We start from the raw sequence: 19,576 nt of genomic DNA on the forward strand, positions 1-19,576 counted from the left end.
GTGGTTACAGCGCTGTTCCGGGCCTTTTTCATTTATTGACAGAGTCGTGAACGTTGTGTAAATTAGTTGTTAAACCGCTTGTGATTCGTTTCTCAAGCGAAGATAACGACTAGGTTAGCCCACGAAACAGCGCATGACGCTGTCCCGATAAAGGAGAGGATCACAGGTGGAAGCTCTGGCTTTAGAGCGCAAGGCTGAGATGAACCGCGAGCTGCGTGAGCGGCTTATGGTGTTGAAGAAGGAACGTAATGCCATTATTCTTGCCCATTATTATCAACGTGACGAAGTACAGGAGGTTGCCGACTTCCGTGGAGATTCATTTCTGTTAGCCCAGAAGGCAGCACAGACAGATGCGGATGTGATCGTTTTCTGTGGTGTTCATTTTATGGGTGAAAGCGCTAAAATTCTGGCGCCAAATAAAACAGTTATTATCCCGGACGAACGTGCGGGCTGCCCAATGGCAGATATGGTGAATGTGGATGGACTACGCAAATTGAAAGCACAACATCCTAATGCCAAGGTGGTTACGTATATCAATTCCTCGGCTGAAATCAAAGCAGAGACTGACATCTGTTGTACATCGGCGAACGCAGTCCGGGTTATTCAATCGGTGGATTCTGACGAAATTATCTGGGTACCGGATAAAAACCTGGGACATTATGTGCAGCAGCATACAGACAAGAAAATGATTATCTGGGAAGGTTACTGCAACACTCACGATATGCTCACAGTCAAAGATGTGGTGGAGATGAGGGCCAAGCATCCAAATGCAGAGTTTGTTGTCCATCCAGAGTGTCGCCCTGAGGTTGTAGAAATGGGTGATTTTGTAGGCAGCACAACAGCTATTCTGGAGTATTGCAAAAATTCATCAGCGAAGGAATTTATCGTAGGTACCGAAGATGGTACAGGATATCAGCTTCGTCTGGATAGTCCGGATAAACAGTTCCACTTTGCTACCAAGTTCCTCGTATGCCCCAACATGAAGGTGAACAACTTGAAGAAACTGGTGAAATGCCTGGAAACGATGAAGCCGCAAATCTACGTGCCACCGGCCGTTGCCGACAAAGCCAGAGAATCACTAGAGCGCATGTTGTTGGTAAAGTAGGATGCGCTACTCTTGCTCCAAGACAGGTGAATAACATGATACCGCAATATTTAGTTGATTTTGATCTGTCTGCGCTACCCATGGTAGAGACGGATGTACTGGTTATAGGCTCAGGGATTGCTGGTTTGTTTACCGCCATTAAGGCAAGTGAACAACAACGTGTATTAATGATCACGAAGAAGTCTTTACTTGAAAGTAACACCAGATATGCGCAGGGAGGCATCGCTGCGGTTATTGCTGAGGATGATTCACCTGCTTACCACTTGCAGGACACACTTGTAGCAGGAGCGGGCTTATGCCGCTCCGAAGCGGTAGAGGTATTGGTGAATGAGGGTCCGGACGGAGTGAAGGAACTGATTCGTTTGGGTACTTTATTTGATCTGGAGAACGGCGAGTTGGCGTTGACGCAGGAAGGTGCGCATAGCCACCGCCGTATTTTGCATGCCAACGGAGATGCAACAGGATATGAGATTGTACGTGCGCTTGCTGTTGAAGTGAATGAACATCCCGGGATTGAAGTATGGGATGAGCATTTTGTTGTTGACCTGATTACAGATCGAGATCGAGGGGAATGCATTGGCGCTCTGGTTCAGAAGGATGACGGATCCCAAGTGTTCGTTAAGGCACAGGCAACTGTTCTTTGCTCTGGTGGGGCAGGACAACTGTACCGATACACGACGAATCCGGATGTAGCTACTGCCGATGGTGTAGCCATGGCCTATCGGGCTGGGGCTATTGTTCGTGATATGGAATTTATCCAGTTCCACCCCACCTCTCTATGTTACCCGGGGGCCCCACGTTTCCTTGTGTCAGAAGCCGTACGCGGTGAAGGGGCATATTTGCGCAATGTGAAGGGCGAGCGCTTCATGGATCGTTATCATGCCCAGCTTGAACTGGCCCCACGCGATATCGTGGCACGAGCGATTGTTAGTGAGATGGAGTCCACCAACAGTACCTTTGTGTACTTGGACATTACACATGAACAGCCAGAGATGATCAAGCACCGATTCCCTACCATATATGAGACTTGTATGCGTTATGGATTAGACATGACAACGGACTGGATTCCCGTTGCACCTGCTGCCCATTACATGATGGGTGGAGTGAAAACGGATTTAAGTGGAGAGAGCAGCATCTCCCGATTATTTGCTTGTGGCGAGGTGTCTTCTACAGGAGTGCATGGAGCAAACCGCCTGGCAAGCAATTCTTTATCAGAAGCGATTGTATTTGGGCGGAGAATTGTTGATCGTATTCAATCTCTCCCTCCACTTAGTTTATTACAAGGGGTTGCGCCTTCATCTGTGGACATGAATAACAAGATCAATAAGATCACGGAAGAGCAAAAACCTATATCCGAAAGACGTTTACGACTACAGAAAATGATGGTTCGTCAGGTAGGTTTGCGCCGGAATGGTGAGGACCTGCAGAAGGCCATGGACAAGCTGCAACAGGAATTGCAATTTTTTGATCAGACACTCACTCATAAGGAAGAGCTGGAGTATGCCAACCTTCTGACCTGTGCCTGGTTAGTTACCAGCGGTGCATTACATCGCGAGGAGAGTCGTGGGGCTCACTATCGTGAGGATTTTCCGGCACGTGATGATATCGTGTGGCAGAAGCATAGCCTGCAGCAGCGAGAACAAGCGATTGTGGAGGAATTGATGTCATGATACTGAATGGATATAATGAAGGACTTATCGAATCAATCAAAAACTGGCTTCGTGAAGATGTTGGTGCAGGTGACGTTACAACAAGTGCGACGATCCCGGCAGGCAACCAATCCAAGGCCATTATACACGCCAAAGACAATGGTATTATTGCAGGCATGACCGTGGCTGAACTTGTATTTCAGGTCGTTGATCCTGATCTTGTATTTACACCTAAGGTAACAGACGGAGAGAAAGTTACCCATGGCACGATTTTGGCCGAGGTAGAGGGAAGTACACATTCACTGCTTACAGGGGAACGACTGGCACTTAACTTGCTGCAACGTATGTCCGGAATAGCTACGCGTACGCGTGCCTACGTGGATATTCTGGATGGTCTTGAGACCAGACTCGTGGATACACGTAAGACAACGCCGGGCCACCGATTACTTGAGAAGTATGCAGTGCGCGTGGGTGGCGGAGCGAATCATCGATTTGGACTGTACGATGCCGTTATGATTAAGGATAACCACATTAAGGGTGCAGGCGGAATCACCGAGGCGGTACAGCGTGCGCGAACCGTTATCCCACATACGATGACGATTGAAGTGGAGACTGAAAATCTGGAGCAGGTGAGAGAAGCCTTGCAAGCCGGGGCAGATATCATTATGCTGGATAACATGCATCCAGAGCGGATGCGTGAAGCGGTTGAACTTATACGTGAACAGGCTCCTCATGTGAAGGTTGAAGCATCGGGTAACGTGTCTCTTCAGACCATTCGTGGTATTGCAGAGAGTGGTGTGGATGTAATTTCGGTTGGCAGGTTAACCTATTCCTTTGAGAGCCTGGATATTAGTCTGGATTTAAATGAAAAGAAAGAGGGGTGAACCTCTTTGATTCTAGTTGTAGACGTGGGGAACAGCAATATGGTGCTCGGCGTATATCAAGGCCGGGAATTGCTGCACCACTTTCGTCTGAGTACATCACGTCAGTCAACAGTGGATGAATACGGCGTATTGATTTATAATTTATTTCATATGTCCGGCATCAGGGCAAGTGACATCGAAGGTGTCATCATCTCATCTGTGGTTCCGCCACTGGTGAATGTAATCGAAGCGATGTGTGAGAAGTATGTAGGCAAAAAAGCTTTGCTCGTTGGGCCTGGTATCAAAACTGGCTTGAATCTGCGATACGAGAACCCTCGTGAAGTGGGTGCAGATCGTATTGTTAATGCAGTGGCAGCCGTTGAGAAGTATGGCGGCCCTCTCGTCGTGGTCGATTTCGGTACTGCAACGACCTTTGACTGTATTGACGAGAAAGGCCACTATCTGGGGGGAGCTATTGTACCTGGCATTCAGATTGCCACTGAAGCGCTCTATGAGCGGGCATCCAAGTTGCCTCGTATAGAGCTGGAGAAACCTAAAAAGGTCATTGGCCGTAATACTATTCATGCCATGCAAGCGGGTATTATATTTGGCTATGCAGGCCAGGTAGATGGTATTGTAGAACGTATTCGCGAGGAGATGGGAGCGAAGCCCCGAGTTATCGCGACGGGTGGTCTCGCTACACTTATCGCAGAAGAAACCCGTAGTATAGAGGAAGTTGATCCGCTGCTTACGCTTGAAGGGCTGCGTATTATATATGAGCGGAACCGGGAAAGGTGAGCATAGAGACGGCATACAGCGGGCTGAGATTACAGCTTAAGTGTTGTGCCGTTTTTTCTGTGTTACAACTATTATGGCGATACGCCAAAGGAGGCTGAATGACTTGGAAAACAACAACAAGCATGACCGGTTAATTCGTGGTACAGCAATGAATGGAAAGGTAAGAGCCTTTGCTATCCAGACTACGGAACTGGTTGAGGAACTACGCAGAAGACACGATACGTTTCCCACGGCTACAGCTGCCATGGGGCGTACGGTTACAACAGCAGCCATTATGGGTGCAATGCTCAAAGGTGAAGAGAAGTTAACGGTACAAGTCAACGGTGATGGGCCCATTGGACAGATTGTAGCTGATGCCAATGCGAAAGGCGAAGTAAGAGGATATGTTTCTAATCCGCATGTACATTTGCCAAGTAATAGTGTGGGAAAACTGGACGTTGCAGGCGCGGTTGGAACGGAAGGTTTCATCAACATAACGAAGGATTTGGGACTGAAAGAGCCATATCGTGGTAGTGTGCCTATTATTTCAGGAGAACTGGGCGAAGACTTCACGTACTACTTTGCGCAATCGGAGCAAACACCTTCTGCTGTAGGTGTTGGTGTGCTCGTTGATACGGATAATTCCGTTATTGTCTCAGGTGGATTCATTATGCAGCTGTTGCCGGGATTGACAGATCCAGAGATCACGGCGATCGAAAATGCCATTAGTACGTTGCCGCCAGTGACGACTTTGCTGGAGCAGGGGCTTGAGTTGGAAGAGTTGCTTCGCCGATTGTTGCCAGATGTACAAGTGATGGAAGGGCTGGATATTCATTTTAGCTGTGAGTGTTCACGTGAGCGAGTAGAGAAGACGCTGATCAGCCTGGGCCAAACGGAGATGGAGCAACTAATTGAAGAAGAGGGCCAGGCTGAAGTGGTCTGCCAATTCTGTAATGAAGCCTATGACTTTAACAAAGAACAACTTGAGACCATCCTAGAGCAAGCCAAGAACTGATCTATGCGGGGACGGGATGCGGAATGACAAGACAGGAAAAAGGGTTGTGGACGGCTGTAATTGTCTTGACGCTAGGCATGCTGGTCATGGGTACAGTGATGGCTATGCATGGTCTCAGACAGGGCAAAGACGAGGCAGATGCATCCCATGATGCCAATACGGAAGAAGGAAGCGCCGTAGCGACAATCAACGGAGAAGTTATCACGGACAAAGAGTGGACCGATGCGCTGAAACGACGTTACGGCAGTGAGTTATTACTCCAGATGTTAAACCGTAAAGCAGTATTTGCCGAAGCAATTGAACGCAAGCTGATCGTCACTCCCCAAGAGATTGCAAGAGAACTTGCCGCCGCGATGGATGGGTACGATTCAGAGAAATCATATTTTGACGAAATGAAGTCTCAATTGGGCCTGTCAAAACAGGAACTTGAATTGGAAGCCGGCTACAGGCTGCTGCTTGAGAAAATCGCAACGATTGGCATACAGATCAAGGATGCAGATATTGAGCATTACTGGACTGAACACCGTGAGGATTACGTTTCCCCCGAGAAATATGACTTGTCCATCATCGTAGTGAAGGAAGAAGAAGAGGCGGATTCCTTACTGGATGCGTTGGAGAAGGGACAAGACTTTGAAGAAGCTGCTCGCAGTGAATCGACGGACAGCTTCTCTCGTGATGCTGGTGGCAGGCTGGGATGGATTGAGCGGAATGATCCATTCCAGTCAGAAGAAATCCTTCAACTTGCTGCGGGGCTGGATGTTGGCGATATTGCCGGACCGGTTCGAGTGGAAGAAGGTTATGTTATTATCAGACTTAATGATAAAGAGGAACGCCAGGTGCAGTCGGCCGAAGAGGTCCGTGAGGAGATTCGAATGCAACTGGCTCTGAGTCAGGCTGATCCGTTGCCGCAGGTAGAGCAAATGCTGCGTAACAAGTATGAAGCCGTAATCCTGTCCGAGATTCCTGCCTCCTGAATTCAATGGAGAAGATTGTATCGTACTGCTGCATCTTGATAAAAATACTCTGTCTGCGGTCTTAGAGCCAAAGGCAGAGTATTTTTTTGAGTACTCATATTGACAATAAGGGTTAACGTTGATAAGATGAAAATAATAAATACCTACTCGTTTACTCGGATATAAAGGATCTATTTATGAACAAAGAAACTTTCGGAAACCTCCGCCCTGTCTAGAAATCTTAGCAGTAAGGGATGGGATCAACAGGATTTCCGCAGTTCTTCTATAACAGCTAGAGGCTACCGGCCGCACAGTATAGGTTAACAGGACTCAAGTTTTATTCATCCACTAAGGAGGGCATTCATATGGCTAAAGTAGTTAATAACGTAACAGAACTCATCGGAGGTACTCCGCTTGTTCGTCTGAACCGTATCGTACCTGAAGGCAGTGCTGAAGTATTCGTGAAGCTGGAGTACCAGAATCCAGGTTCAAGCGTGAAAGACCGTATCGCAATTAGCATTGTGGAAGAAGCGGAAAAAGAAGGCAAGCTGAAACCGGGTGATACCATTATTGAAGCAACAAGTGGTAACACGGGAATTGGACTCGCGATGGTGGCTGCAGCCAAAGGCTACAAGTCCGTTATTGTAATGCCTGAGACGATGAGCTTGGAGCGTCGTAACTTGCTTCGTGCGTATGGTGCTGAGCTTGTGCTTACACCTGGAGCTGAAGGTATGAATGGTGCTGTTAAAAAAGCCGAAGAGCTGCTGAAAGAAAACCCTTCCTATTTCATGGCTGAGCAATTTAAAAATAAAGCCAACGTGAAGATCCACCGTGAAACGACTGGCCCTGAGATTGTTGAAGCAATTCAATCTGTAGGCGGTACGTTGGATGCTTTCGTTGCAGGAATCGGTACAGGTGGAACAATTACAGGTACAGGCGAAGTGCTGAAAGAAGCTTTCGCTGGTATTAAAATTGTTGCGGTTGAGCCAGCAGCTTCGCCAATTCTGGCGGGCGGCAAACCAGGACCACATAAGATCCAGGGGATTGGTGCCAACTTTATCCCTGAGATTCTGGATCAGGAAATCTATGATGAGATCATTCACATTGAGAATGATGATGCATTCGAGACGGCTCGTCAGGTAGCGAAGGAAGAGGGCATTCTGTCTGGTATTTCTTCCGGTGCGGCGATCCGTGCAGGTCTTCAGGTAGCGAAACAGTTGGGTGAAGGCAAGCGCGTTGTCGTAATCGTGCCAAGTAACGGCGAACGTTACCTCAGCACACCTCTTTACAACTTCGAAGGCTAAGTCTACAAATGACAAAACCAATCCTCCTTGCCCGTATGACGGGTATGGAGGATTTTTGGCGTAATGCTTTTAAAAGAAGCGGCGCTTTAGTATACTATCAGACAATAGAACTAGCGACAGATGGAGGGCGGCACACCGCAATGACACACCTGATGACAACATACGCCGACTGGATGGAGTGGGCTGAACAAGGCTGGACCATGATGCCCTATATCACGAAGTCGGATGAGGGACCGTATCATGGCGGTTTACCGTTATCGTGGGAGGCAGCCTGGGAGCAGGCGTCACCATACGCAATTGTGTTGGAGAATGGCAAAGGCGGGAGATATACATTTCTGGGGTTAGACCCCGTATCCGTAATTTCAGGTAAAGGTCAAGAAGCGGTTATTCATGATGTGACACAAGGAACCACCTCGACGGACAGCGGCAAGCCACTTGATGTATTGAAGAGATGGACTGCCCCGTATAGCGCACCCAAGGTTAATGGGGCTCCAGACTTTGGGGGTGGATACGCGGGTTATCTCAGCTACGATGTAGCAAGATCATTGGAGAAGCTTCCAGTCTTGGCTGAAGATAACCCGGGTCTGCCGGATTATTGGTGGATGCGCTTTGAAGAACTATGGGCGTATGACCATGAGCAGCAGGCGCTTTTCTGCATGGTTCATCTGGCTATAGAGCCTAACCGGAACGAAACGGATATCCGTAGCCTGTATGCAACGGCCGAAGTACGAGCGACAGCGATGCAGAAACGTTGGCTTCATATTATGGGGGCTGCACAGGCCGAGGAACAACAACAGGCACTGGAACGTCGCAACAAGCAGGTCAATCGTACACCGCAGCCTGAAGATGCGGAAAGAGAATCCGAAGGATGGGAGACATCCTTTCCCCAAGAGGACTTTGAACAAGCTGTACGTACGGTACAGGAATATATCAGGCAGGGCGATGTGTTCCAGGTGAATCTGTCCTTAAGACAGGAAAAGCGTCTTCATTCGAGCGCTGAGCATATTTATGAATGGCTGCGCCTTGTGAATCCATCACCATATATGGGTATGCTGCGTAGTCCAGACTTTCAACTGGTAAGTGGTTCTCCCGAACTTCTGGTCAAAGTGGAGAATGGCAAAGTCAGTGCACGTCCCATCGCAGGGACCCGAAGAAGGGGCCGGGATGAAGCAGAGGACAAAGCTATGGCGGATGAACTGCTCAGCAGTGAGAAGGAACGGGCGGAGCATATTATGCTCGTTGATCTGGAACGGAATGATATCGGACGGATTGCAGCCTATGGTTCGGTTCATGTGCCTGAATTGATGACCATCGAGAAGTATTCCCATGTCATGCATCTCGTTTCCCAGGTGGAAGGCAGGCTGGCAGAAGGGTTATCCGTATTTGATGTGATCGCTGCGACATTCCCGGGTGGAACGATTACAGGAGCCCCGAAAGTCCGCACCATGGAGATTATCGAGGAACTTGAGCCTGTGCGGCGTGGGCCTTATACGGGTTCCATCGGGTGGATGGATTACAGTGGGAATATGGAATTGAACATCGTCATTCGTACACTTGCCATCAAGGATGGTATTGGTTATGTACAGGCCGGTGCAGGAATTGTTATTGATTCCGATCCATATCGGGAATACAAGGAATGCCGCAACAAGGCAAGAGCCATGATGAGAGCTGTGAATTACAGCGAAGAGGCGGAAGCAAGCAGAGCTATTGAACAAGAACAAGCGGAGCGAACAGAAGCTGTTAAACTAAAATAAAACGAAGCAACCGTCACTTGTGTTGACGGAAGATGAGGAGGAGCAGGCATATGATACTGGTTATCGATAATTACGATTCCTTCACGTACAACCTGGTTCAATATTTGGGTGAACTGGGTGAGACGGTGGAAGTTCGCCGCAACGATGAGATTGATCTGGCAGGCATAGAGGCACTGGCACCTGATCATATTCTGATCTCTCCGGGTCCGTGTACACCGAATGAAGCAGGCATTAGCCTGGCAGTCATCGATCATTTCAAGGGAAGCATTCCGATCTTTGGTGTTTGTCTGGGTCATCAGTCCATCGGACAAGCGTTTGGCGGCAATGTCATTCGTGCGGAGCGCATGATGCACGGCAAAACATCCGAGATGCACCACAATGGAACATCGGTATTTGCCGGATTGCCATCTCCATTCACAGCTACCCGTTACCACTCCCTGATTGTCGAGCGCAGCAGCTTGCCTGACTGCCTGGAGATTACAGCGGAGACAGCTGAAGGTGAGATTATGGGTCTGCGCCACAAAGAATATGCGATTGAAGGTGTTCAATTCCACCCGGAATCCATTATTACAGACCATGGTCATCAGATGCTTCGTAACTTTTTGTCCCAACAAGTGAAGGTATAACATGCAATATGCCGCGATAAATGGAGAGTTGGTCAATATGGCGGCGGCCGTGGTTCCTGTAACGGATCACGGCTTTTTGTACGGGCTGGGCCTGTTTGAGACGTTCCGGACTTATCGAGGTGTCCCATATCTTTTGGAACGGCATCTGGAGCGCATGGCCTCGGGGTGTAAGGAAATTGGCATTCCTTTTACAAAGACCGCGGCAGAGGTGACAGATTGGATTCAACGTTTGATGGATGCGAACGGACTTCGGGATGCGTATGTGCGATACACGGTATCAGCCGGTGAAGCACCGCTAGGCTTACCTTCTGGTGATTATTCGAAGCCAAATCATATTTTACTGGCAAAAGCATTACCTGAACCTTCTCCCTCTTTATATGAGAGCGGAAAAATGCTCCAACGGTTGTCTACACCTCGCAACACGCCCGAAGGAGAAGTTCGGTTCAAGTCGCTACATTACTTGAACAGCATTCTGGCGAAACGGGAGCTGAACGGGTACGGGCAGCATGTGCTGGGTGCGGAAGGGTTACAATTAACCCGGGATGGTCATATAGCGGAAGGGATCGTCAGCAATGTGTTTTGGGTACGGGAAAATGTCCTTTACACGCCAGCACTCTCAACCGGCATTCTGCCGGGCATCACGAGAGCTTGGGTACTGGAGATTGCCTCGCAGCAAGGAATCCACTGTATAGAAACGTTAGCTGCCTGGGAGGATCTCCTGCAAGCAGATGAAATATTTCTAACAGGCTCGGTGGCCGAACTGGTTCCGGTGACAACTCTGAGGGATCAGGACGGAGCCGAAACGATAATTAGCAACGGACATATTGGCCCGGTTACAGCAGTCCTTCTGGGTATGTACCGGCAGAAAGCGGGGTATACTTCATGACACTTACACCTGTCATCTATGAACGGAACTATACATGGGGGCCAGCTGAATTGAAGCTGGGTACAAGAACACAGATTATGGGCATTCTTAACGTCACGCCTGACTCATTCTCGGATGGCGGACGTTATACCAACGTGGAGCGGGCGGTTGCCCATGCCCAGCAGATGATGGAGGATGGGGCGGACCTGATTGATATCGGCGGGGAGTCTACCCGTCCAGGTTCAGATGTCGTGGGCGCCGATGAAGAGCTTAGCAGGATCATTCCGGTTATTGAGGCATTGCATAAGCAAGCCCCACACATTCCGATATCGGTAGACACGTATAAGGCCGAGGTTGCACGTCAGGCTATTCTGGCGGGTGCTCATATCATTAATGATGTGTGGGGCGCAAAAGCAGATCCAGATATGGCCCGCACGGCAGCAGAGCTGGGGTGTCCCATTATTCTGATGCATAATCGGCAGGTGCGAAACTATACCGATTATCTGAGCGATGTCGTGAGCGATTTGCAGGAGAGTATACAAATTGCGTTAACAGCCGGCGTGAGAGCAGATCAGATTATCCTGGACCCGGGTATTGGTTTTGTGAAGGATCTCGGAGAAAATCTGAAGCTCATGTCATCGCTCGGTTTGCTCAATGAAATGGGATATCCCGTTCTGCTAGCCACCTCACGTAAACGATTCATCCAGAACACCCTGGATGTCGGGGCGGATGATGCGCTGGAAGGAACCGCTGCGACCGTTGCATTTGGCATTGCCCAAGGCTGCCAAATGGTTCGGGTTCATGATGTGAAGCCGATTCGGCGGACGGCAGACATGTGTGATGCCATGTTGTATGCTTCTCCGGGTCTACGGAGGAAATAATGCTGGCGGGTCCCGAGTGACCCGTCCAGTGGAAGCGTAGCGTTTTTCAAAGGCAAAGCAAAGGGATATCTTCAAATAGATAAAAATTTCAATATATATAGAGGGCAGGCGGATCGTATGGATAGAATGGTTATGCATCGAATGGAGTATTACGGATATCACGGTGTATTTGCCGAGGAGCGGAAGCTAGGGGCACGTTATTATATTGATCTGGAGATTGACATGGACCTGGGTGAGGCTGGGCGTAACGATGATCTGACCAAAACGATCAATTATGCGGAGATCCATGAGCTGGTAAAACAGATTGTAGAGAATAAATCATTCCAGTTAATTGAAGCTTTGGGCGAACATATTGCATCTTCTTTACTAGACACTTATACTATTATCAATGCATTGACAGTCAAGGTGACGAAGCCACATCCGCCATTCGATATTCATTTTGGGGGCGTAACGGTAGAGCTTCGCCGCACAAGAAAGTGAGAACCGATCATGATTGCACATTCGACCTCTGAATCTTCAGAGGCTTATATTGCTTTAGGGGCCAATTTGGGGGACCGGGAACAGACGTTGTTTGAGGCATTGTCTTTGCTGGATGAACACCCTCATATATCCGTTCTGCGTTGTTCAGCGCTATATGAGACGGAACCTGTAGGATATGTAGATCAGCCTGCGTTTCTGAATATGGCAGTCGCCGTACAGGTGATGCTGACACCGGAGCAGTTGCTTACAGAATTACTGGATATCGAGAATCGGCTCGGCCGTGTTCGTGATATTCGCTGGGGACCGCGCACAGTTGATCTGGATCTGCTCTGGATGCAAGGTGAGACGCGAGATACCGAATTGCTTCAATTGCCTCATCCCCGCATGGGAGAACGGGCTTTTGTGCTAGTCCCACTGTCGGATATCGTACCGGAGGGCGAGACTTCAGGTTTGTATACCTTTGTACACTCATCGTTGTCTGTACTGGATGGAAAGGATGGAATACAGCTTTGGAAAACATGCAATTGGCCAATCGAATCCGGGCATTCCGGAAGCTGAAAGGTTTAACACAACATGAACTTGCGGCCGAGACCGGCATCTCGCTGGCCATTCTGGGAACCATTGAACGGGGGAACCGTAAGGTATCACAGCAAGAGCTCGATCGAATTGCTGGTGTGCTGGCAATCAGTATCGAGGAGTTGCGGGGCAACTAGGACCGTTTCGGTTTCGTCATGTTACAACAACCAAGACACTGATCGAACTTTATATCGTGATATATACAGAATTGAAAAAAGGAGTGGAACGACTACCGTGCTTAACATTGGTGGCATTGAAATGAAAAACCAGGTCGTACTTGCGCCGATGGCTGGCGTATGTAATCCGGCTTTTCGTTTGATCGCAAAAGAATTCGGAACAGGCCTCGTATGTGCGGAGATGGTGAGTGGCAAAGCCATTGTCCATGGCAACCAGCGTACACGTGAGATGTTGTTTGTAGATGAGCGTGAGAAACCGCTGAGCCTTCAGATTTTTGGGGGAGATCGTGATTCCCTTGTAGAAGCAGCCAAAATCGTGGACCAAGAAACCAATGCAGACATCATCGACATTAACATGGGATGCCCTGTGCCAAAGGTAACGAAATGTGATGCCGGTGCACGTTGGTTGCTTGATCCGAACAAAATCTATGAGATGGTATCCGCTGTTGTGGACGCGGTGGAGAAGCCGGTGACAGTCAAGATGCGTATCGGCTGGGATAACGAGCATATCTTCGCGGTGGAGAATGCGCTCGCGGTTGAACGTGCTGGTGGACAGGCGGTAAGTGTACACGGCCGTACCCGTGAGCAACTCTATACAGGCACAGCTGACTGGTCACATATCAAAGATGTAAAAGAAGCTGTCTCTATCCCAGTGATCGGCAATGGTGATGTCCATACACCAGAGGATGCACGCCGTATGCTGGATGAAACGGGTTGTGACGGAGTTATGATCGGTCGTGCCGCCCTGGGTAACCCATGGATGCTGTATCGTACCATTCAATACTTAAGCACGGGGGAATTGCTTCCTGACCCGAATGGCGAAGAGAAGATCCGTGTTGCCATCCTGCATATGGATCGCCTGATCGCATTGAAGAATGAGACAGTTGCCGTACGCGAGATGCGCAAACATCTGGCTTGGTATTTGAAAGGTTTGAAAGGATCTGCCCGCATCAAGGACGTTATTATGGAAGGAACCAAGCGGGACGAGATGGTACAAATTCTGGAGAACTTTGTGAGTCAGCTGAAAAGCGAAGGTAATTTGGAGTCAGAACCGGTAATCGCCGGAAATGCATCTTAATTATAAAACGCATCTGTAAAACGTTTACACCTATAGGGGACGTAACATTGACTTTTCGAGATCGTTCCCCTATAATTTCTCAGTATAAATTCGCCATGTGCGTTAATAAGGCTATAGCATCAGGAGGAATATTCTATTTCTCTGGAGAACTTCATATAGTTTTGAAGATGTATGCGAGCGGAGCTCTGTAACAAGCACTGATTCCGTTGCCGTACAATCAAATTTATTCCCATGACAGGAGAATCGGTTGAGATGAGCGACAAGGAAGTTATCCTTACACCAGAAGGACTCAAGAAGCTGGAAGAAGAATTGGAAACATTGAAATCAGTGAAGCGCCGCGAAGTGGCTGAACGGATTAAGGTAGCCATCGGGTATGGAGATATCAGTGAAAACTCTGAATACGAAGACGCGAAGAATGAGCAAGCTTTCATTGAAGGACGTGTAATCACGTTGGAGAAATTGCTTCGTAACGCGCGGATTATTAACAGCGACGAGATTGATACCGATGCCGTAAGTGTGGGTGCAACCGTCACTGTAGAAGATTTGGAGTTTGGCGACATCACGGAATATACGATTGTAGGTACCGCGGAGGCAGACCCGCTTCAGAACAAGATATCGAACGAGAGCCCTGTAGGTAAAGCGATTCTCGGCAAGAAAAAAGGTACAGTTGTTGATGTAAGTGTACCTGCTGGCGTAATTCAATATAAAATTATGGACATTAAAAAGCTATAGCAACGAAGCAGTTGGGCACGGTAAACAAAAGCTTCCTTAGGGAAGCTTTTTCAACATTAGAGGAAAAACGTCCTTTCACGATGCCTGCAATGTAAATAAGGAGATGAATACAGATCATGACGGATGAAGTCTTGAATCAGGAAACCGAACTTAGCGAGCTTTTACAAATTCGCCGTGACAAATTGGACGAGCTCCGCAAATTGGGAATCGACCCTTTTGGCCAAAAATACGTACGTACCGAAGAAGCCGGCTCCATTCTGAAGAAGTATGAAGAACTGACCAAGGAAGAGCTGGAAGAGAAGCACATCGAAGTCAGTATTGCCGGACGGATTATGGCGAAGCGGGGAATGGGTAAAGCAAGCTTCGCACATATTCAGGACCTGAGCGGCAGAATCCAGATCTATGTTCGTCAGGATAGCGTGCCTGAAGACAAGTATGCGGCATTTAGCCTGCTGGACCTTGGCGATATCGTTGGGGTAACGGGTGTGATCTTTAAGACCAAAACAGGTGAAACTTCTGTCAAAGTGAAAGATCTTGAAGTGCTGTCCAAATCGCTCTATCCGCTTCCGGATAAATTCCATGGTCTCACCGATGTAGAGCTGCGTTACCGCCAGCGTTATGTTGACCTGATTATGAGCCCGGACGTACAACAGACCTTTATCGCACGTTCCAAAATCATTCAATCGATGCGTCGTTACCTGGATTCCCTTGGATATCTGGAAGTGGAAACACCTACGTTGCATACCATCGCAGGAGGAGCGGCAGCACGTCCGTTCATCACACATCACAATGCGCTGGATATGGAACTGTACATGCGGATTGCGATTGAACTTCACCTGAAACGTCTGATTGTTGGCGGACTGGAGAAGGTATATGAGATCGGCCGTGTATATCGGAACGAAGGGATGTCCACACGTCACAATCCGGAATTCACAATGATTGAGTTGTATGAGGCATATGCCGACTACAAGGACATTATGCAATTGACGGAGAATCTGGTAGCTCATATTGCACAGGAAGTATTGGGTACGCAAGTAATCCAGTATGGAGATTATGAAGTAGATCTTACGCCGCAGTGGCGTCGTGTTACGATGGTGGATGCAGTTAAGGAAGTTGTGGGCGTAGACTTCTCCGTACACATGACGGATGAGGAAGCACATAACCTGGCGAAGGAACATAAGGTTCCGGTTGAAAAACATATGACATTTGGTCATATTCTGAACGCGTTCTTTGAAGAGTTTGTGGAAGAGACGTTGATTCAACCGACATTCATTATGGGACATCCTCTTGAAATCTCACCACTGGCGAAGAAAAATGATGTAGATCCGCGCTTCACGGATCGCTTCGAATTGTTCATCGTTGGACGTGAGCATGCCAATGCCTTCACAGAGCTGAATGATCCAATCGATCAGCGTCAACGCTTTGAAGCACAGATGCTGGAGAAAGAACATGGGAACGACGAAGCTCATGAGATGGATGACGACTTCATCCGTGCGCTCGAATATGGTATGCCACCAACAGGCGGATTGGGAATCGGGGTGGATCGTCTGATCATGCTGCTTACCAACTCCCCGTCGATTCGTGACGTACTGCTCTTCCCGCACATGCGTCCTCGTACGCAAGATTAAATAAGGAACGTAGTATACGTTCATAATAGAAGAGGAACCTGCCGTTCAGTATCATGCTGGGGCAAGTTCCTCTTTAGGTTTACATAGACGCTAAAAATAAAGTTGTCAGAAGGCCGTTGCTCACAGCACACCATTAGGGTAGCATCGCGTCTTGAAATTGTTAGATTAACCTGTACGTATTTTTGTTAAAAGAGGTGCCCTTCATGCAGTTCAGGCTTCACTTTGCCAAATTCTTATCTCCTCCGTTAATTCTGGTCGGTGGTTTTCTGCTTATCATTGCGATTGGAACGGTGCTTCTCATGTTGCCAATCTCCAACCAAAGCGGTATGCATTTGGCGTTTATTGACGCGCTCTTTACATCAACCTCTGCCGCATGTGTAACTGGACTTGTCGTTGTGGATGTAGGGACGACCTTTAATTTGTTTGGTCAGTTCGTCATTATGGTATTAATGCAGCTTGGTGGACTCGGATTCATGACCATGGCTACTCTCTTTGCACTTGTATTGGGCAAGCGAATTTCACTCAAGGACAGGTTATTACTCAAAGAAGCCATTAATGCAGATAGTATGGAAGGGATAGTACGCATTATCCGCAAGGTGTTGATTTTCTCCTTTACCATTGAAGGGGTGGCGGCTGTCATATTAGCACTGCGCTGGGCAACAGAGATGCCTTTGGGTCAGGCCGTATACTATGGATTATTCCACTCTGTTTCATTGTTTAATAACGGCGGATTTGATCTGTTTGGTAACAGCTTCCAATACTACACTGGAGATTGGATATTCAATGTGACCGCTTCTGTGCTCGTTGTCTCTGGTGGACTGGGTTTTGTTGTATTGAATGACCTGTTTGAGTATCGCAAACGTCGCCGTTTATCTCTTCAGTCCAAACTGGTGCTGTCTGTATCCGGAGCGCTGATCGGTATAGGAGCGATTGTCTTGTTTGTTTTCGAATTCACCAATGGACATACACTGGCTTCACTCACATGGAGCGAGAAGATCTACGCGTCCTTCTTCCAGTCTGTCTCTACACGTTCGTCGGGAACGAGCACAATCGATATCACGGAGATGAGGCAGGCTACCCAATTCTTCTTCATTCTGCTGATGTTTATCGGAGCTTCCCCTGGATCGACCGGGGGCGGAATCAAGACGACTACATTCTTGATCATGATTGGTGCAGTGTATGCCATGATTCGGGGGAATAAGGATATTGTGTTTTTCCGCCAGCGTGTTCCGAAAGAACTGCTGATGAGGGCTTTGACCATTATTATGGTTTCTCTGATCATATTCATGGTCGTGGTGATGCTTCTGCTTACGACAGAGGATGCGCCATTCCTTTCACTGATGTTTGAAGCTGCATCCGCAATCGGTACCGTGGGTCTTTCTGTGGGAGTGACTGATGAGTTGACCAATTGGGGAAAAATCATTATTACCTTTACCATGTTTGTAGGTCGGATTGGGCCATTAACCATCGCGTATGCCCTTCGTCCGCGCAAAGAGAAGAAACTGTATCGTCATCCGGAAGGCCGGATCATTATCGGATAAAAAGAAAAACCGTCAGACATTCAGAACTAACTCCTGTTATCGTAACGGGCCTTAGTCACAACGAATGTGCTGCGGTTTTTTTTGGTTTAACGGCACAAGGAAGCAAGATGTAAGGTGAGAACATCGTCCATAAGCTTGGCATTCATCTGATCCGGTCTAAGCACGGTATGTATGCCTAAGCCATCCACCAGTGCATACAATCTTTCAATCTCCAGTTCTTTGTCCAGATCGGTTCTGGAGAGGTCGAGCTTTATCAGGTAGGTGATAACAGAGCCTACGGCTTGTCTGAGTTCATCATATACGGTATTAGCAAGTTCTTTGAGTTTAGGATCGGTTTTCGATCTGGCTGTAAAAGCGTACCACACCTCCATTTCGGCCAGTTTTTCTTCCGTGTTTGGTAAGAATTCGAGCAATAGGCATTTCATATTGTCCATGGGAGAACCGGTAAAGGACATTTTTTGGACTCGATGAGACACCCGTTCAGATACCAGATTCATGGCATATCGTAGTAGTTCCGATTGAGTAGAAAAGTAGTGGCGCATTGAGCCAACCGAAACTCCAGCTTCTTCAGCGATATTCCGAACAGAGGCTTGTTCCATGCCATCTCTTCGTATAATACGCCAAGCTGCCTCGGCCACGAGCACGCGCTGTTTATCATGATCAACAATTTTAGGCATAGGCATATTATATCACTGTTGATTATTATAGTACATACGTGCTAAATTATATTTAGTACATATGTATCAAAAAAGGAGGGGCTGAAATGATTGGTTATTTCATTATAGGTTGTGAGATTGCCTTTTGGGTGTTTGTGTTCACGGGTCTGAGTGTCAGGTATCTCCTTGGCATGAAGCGGTTAGGCATCGGTTTGTTAATGGCAACGCCGGTTATCGATCTGTTATTGCTGGTAGCTACAGTCATGGATCTACAGCGAGGAGCTACAGCAAGTATGATTCATGGTATAGCTGCGGTGTATATAGGAGCAAGCATTGCTTATGGTCACCAGATGATCGCTTGGGCGGATCGATATTTCCTATATTGGTTCAAGGGTGGAGAGAATCCTCGCAGCAACAAGTTATATGGTAGAGAACATGCGAGTCGTGAACGTAGTGGATGGTTTAGACATCTATTGGCTTGGGCTATAGGAAGTGCTTTTTTATTCGCCATGATATGGTGGATTGGAGATGCTGAACGTACAGCTGCCTTCAATAATCTGATCAGAGTGTGGGGAATGATACTCGGAATCGATTTTCTGATAAGTTTTAGTTACAGTTTATGGCCAAGAAAGGTTCCTGCTAGGAATGTTAAACATTAAAGTGAAAATGGACGTGCGTATGAACTTGCTAAGTTGGGAGAGTACCATATGTACGTCTGTATTAGATCAAACCGATTGTTGATAGAGTTTCAAAAAAGACTTGCATTCAATATCTGTACATGGTATATTCTAATTCCGGCCAAGAAAACACGGTTTACACGGTTCGGCAAGCGAATGAAATAAGCTTCGAAAGAAACTTAAAAAAGAGCTTGCAAAGTTGGTTCGGATGTGATAAGATATAAAAGTTGCTGAAGAGAA

The 19,576-nt window shown here is 47.8% G+C and carries 20 protein-coding genes; 19 read left to right on the forward strand and 1 reads right to left on the reverse strand.

Annotated features, from left to right (window positions below; translation table 11 throughout):
* The first annotated feature begins 166 nt into the window (after positions 1-166).
* From nadA to IFU39_RS31070, 18 genes are all read left to right on the forward strand, one after another.
* Entirely contained in the window at positions 167-1,105 is a 939-nt protein-coding gene (nadA, locus tag IFU39_RS30985; RefSeq protein WP_036606114.1) for a quinolinate synthase NadA, read from the forward strand.
* Positions 1,106-1,140: 35 nt separating this feature from the next.
* On the forward strand, positions 1,141-2,775 hold the full coding sequence (nadB, locus tag IFU39_RS30990; protein ID WP_192136397.1) for an L-aspartate oxidase: 1,635 nt from the start codon (positions 1,141-1,143) through the stop codon (positions 2,773-2,775).
* The gene (nadC, locus tag IFU39_RS30995) at positions 2,772-3,638 is read left to right on the forward strand and encodes a carboxylating nicotinate-nucleotide diphosphorylase (protein WP_192136398.1); all 867 of its coding nucleotides are present in this window, start codon (positions 2,772-2,774) and stop codon (positions 3,636-3,638) included. The genes nadB and nadC overlap by 4 nt, the downstream gene beginning before the upstream one ends.
* A 6-nt stretch (positions 3,639-3,644) precedes the next feature.
* Positions 3,645-4,415 (forward strand): type III pantothenate kinase, encoded by a 771-nt coding sequence (locus IFU39_RS31000; protein WP_026081372.1) that lies wholly within the window; start codon positions 3,645-3,647, stop codon positions 4,413-4,415.
* 73 nt (positions 4,416-4,488) lie between these two features.
* Complete coding sequence (gene hslO, locus IFU39_RS31005; RefSeq protein WP_047844508.1) at positions 4,489-5,409, forward strand: Hsp33 family molecular chaperone HslO; 921 nt, start codon at positions 4,489-4,491, stop codon at positions 5,407-5,409.
* Between the two features lie 23 nt (positions 5,410-5,432).
* The gene (locus IFU39_RS31010) at positions 5,433-6,383 is read left to right on the forward strand and encodes a peptidyl-prolyl cis-trans isomerase (RefSeq protein WP_192136399.1); all 951 of its coding nucleotides are present in this window, start codon (positions 5,433-5,435) and stop codon (positions 6,381-6,383) included.
* Between the two features lie 344 nt (positions 6,384-6,727).
* The gene (cysK, locus tag IFU39_RS31015) at positions 6,728-7,666 is read left to right on the forward strand and encodes a cysteine synthase A (RefSeq protein WP_036668448.1); all 939 of its coding nucleotides are present in this window, start codon (positions 6,728-6,730) and stop codon (positions 7,664-7,666) included.
* A 140-nt stretch (positions 7,667-7,806) separates the two neighbouring features.
* Entirely contained in the window at positions 7,807-9,420 is a 1,614-nt protein-coding gene (locus IFU39_RS31020; protein WP_192136400.1) for an anthranilate synthase component I family protein, read from the forward strand.
* Positions 9,421-9,470: 50 nt separating this feature from the next.
* A complete protein-coding gene (pabA, locus tag IFU39_RS31025) occupies positions 9,471-10,046 on the forward strand; it encodes an aminodeoxychorismate/anthranilate synthase component II (RefSeq protein ID WP_036606106.1) in 576 nt (191 codons plus the stop codon).
* 1 nt (position 10,047) lies between these two features.
* A complete protein-coding gene (locus IFU39_RS31030) occupies positions 10,048-10,932 on the forward strand; it encodes an aminotransferase class IV (protein WP_091018309.1) in 885 nt (294 codons plus the stop codon).
* Positions 10,929-11,792, forward strand: coding sequence for a dihydropteroate synthase (gene folP, locus IFU39_RS31035; RefSeq protein ID WP_105602430.1), 864 nt, complete (start codon positions 10,929-10,931; stop codon positions 11,790-11,792). Before IFU39_RS31030 ends, folP begins: the two co-directional genes overlap by 4 nt.
* A 117-nt stretch (positions 11,793-11,909) precedes the next feature.
* Positions 11,910-12,272 (forward strand): dihydroneopterin aldolase, encoded by a 363-nt coding sequence (folB, locus tag IFU39_RS31040; protein ID WP_053778905.1) that lies wholly within the window; start codon positions 11,910-11,912, stop codon positions 12,270-12,272.
* A 9-nt stretch (positions 12,273-12,281) separates the two neighbouring features.
* Entirely contained in the window at positions 12,282-12,830 is a 549-nt protein-coding gene (folK, locus tag IFU39_RS31045) for a 2-amino-4-hydroxy-6-hydroxymethyldihydropteridine diphosphokinase (RefSeq protein WP_091018305.1), read from the forward strand.
* Positions 12,791-12,985 carry a helix-turn-helix domain-containing protein gene (locus IFU39_RS31050; RefSeq protein ID WP_036668438.1) on the forward strand — a complete coding sequence of 65 codons (195 nt, stop codon included), beginning with the start codon at positions 12,791-12,793 and terminating at the stop codon, positions 12,983-12,985. Before folK ends, IFU39_RS31050 begins: the two co-directional genes overlap by 40 nt.
* Before the next feature lie 97 nt (positions 12,986-13,082).
* Positions 13,083-14,102, forward strand: a complete 1,020-nt coding sequence (gene dusB, locus IFU39_RS31055; RefSeq protein WP_091018303.1) for a tRNA dihydrouridine synthase DusB — start codon at positions 13,083-13,085, stop codon at positions 14,100-14,102.
* 252 nt (positions 14,103-14,354) lie between these two features.
* Positions 14,355-14,834, forward strand: coding sequence for a transcription elongation factor GreA (gene greA, locus IFU39_RS31060; RefSeq protein ID WP_036606099.1), 480 nt, complete (start codon positions 14,355-14,357; stop codon positions 14,832-14,834).
* Between the two features lie 116 nt (positions 14,835-14,950).
* Entirely contained in the window at positions 14,951-16,462 is a 1,512-nt protein-coding gene (gene lysS / locus IFU39_RS31065) for a lysine--tRNA ligase (RefSeq protein ID WP_047844500.1), read from the forward strand.
* Between the two features lie 203 nt (positions 16,463-16,665).
* Entirely contained in the window at positions 16,666-18,003 is a 1,338-nt protein-coding gene (locus IFU39_RS31070; RefSeq protein WP_091018301.1) for a TrkH family potassium uptake protein, read from the forward strand.
* Between the two features lie 86 nt (positions 18,004-18,089).
* Here IFU39_RS31070 and IFU39_RS31075 read toward each other — a convergent pair whose 3' ends face one another.
* Positions 18,090-18,680 carry a TetR/AcrR family transcriptional regulator gene (locus IFU39_RS31075; RefSeq protein ID WP_192136401.1) on the reverse strand — a complete coding sequence of 197 codons (591 nt, stop codon included), beginning with the start codon at positions 18,678-18,680 and terminating at the stop codon, positions 18,090-18,092.
* A gap of 86 nt (positions 18,681-18,766) precedes the next feature.
* Between IFU39_RS31075 and IFU39_RS31080 the strand changes: the two genes are divergently transcribed.
* On the forward strand, positions 18,767-19,318 hold the full coding sequence (locus IFU39_RS31080; protein ID WP_091018299.1) for a hypothetical protein: 552 nt from the start codon (positions 18,767-18,769) through the stop codon (positions 19,316-19,318).
* Positions 19,319-19,576 lie beyond the last annotated feature (258 nt).

It is taken from the genome of Paenibacillus sp. CFBP 13594 (assembly GCF_014842675.1).
GTDB classification, from domain to species: Bacteria; Bacillota; Bacilli; order Paenibacillales; family Paenibacillaceae; genus Paenibacillus; species Paenibacillus amylolyticus_B.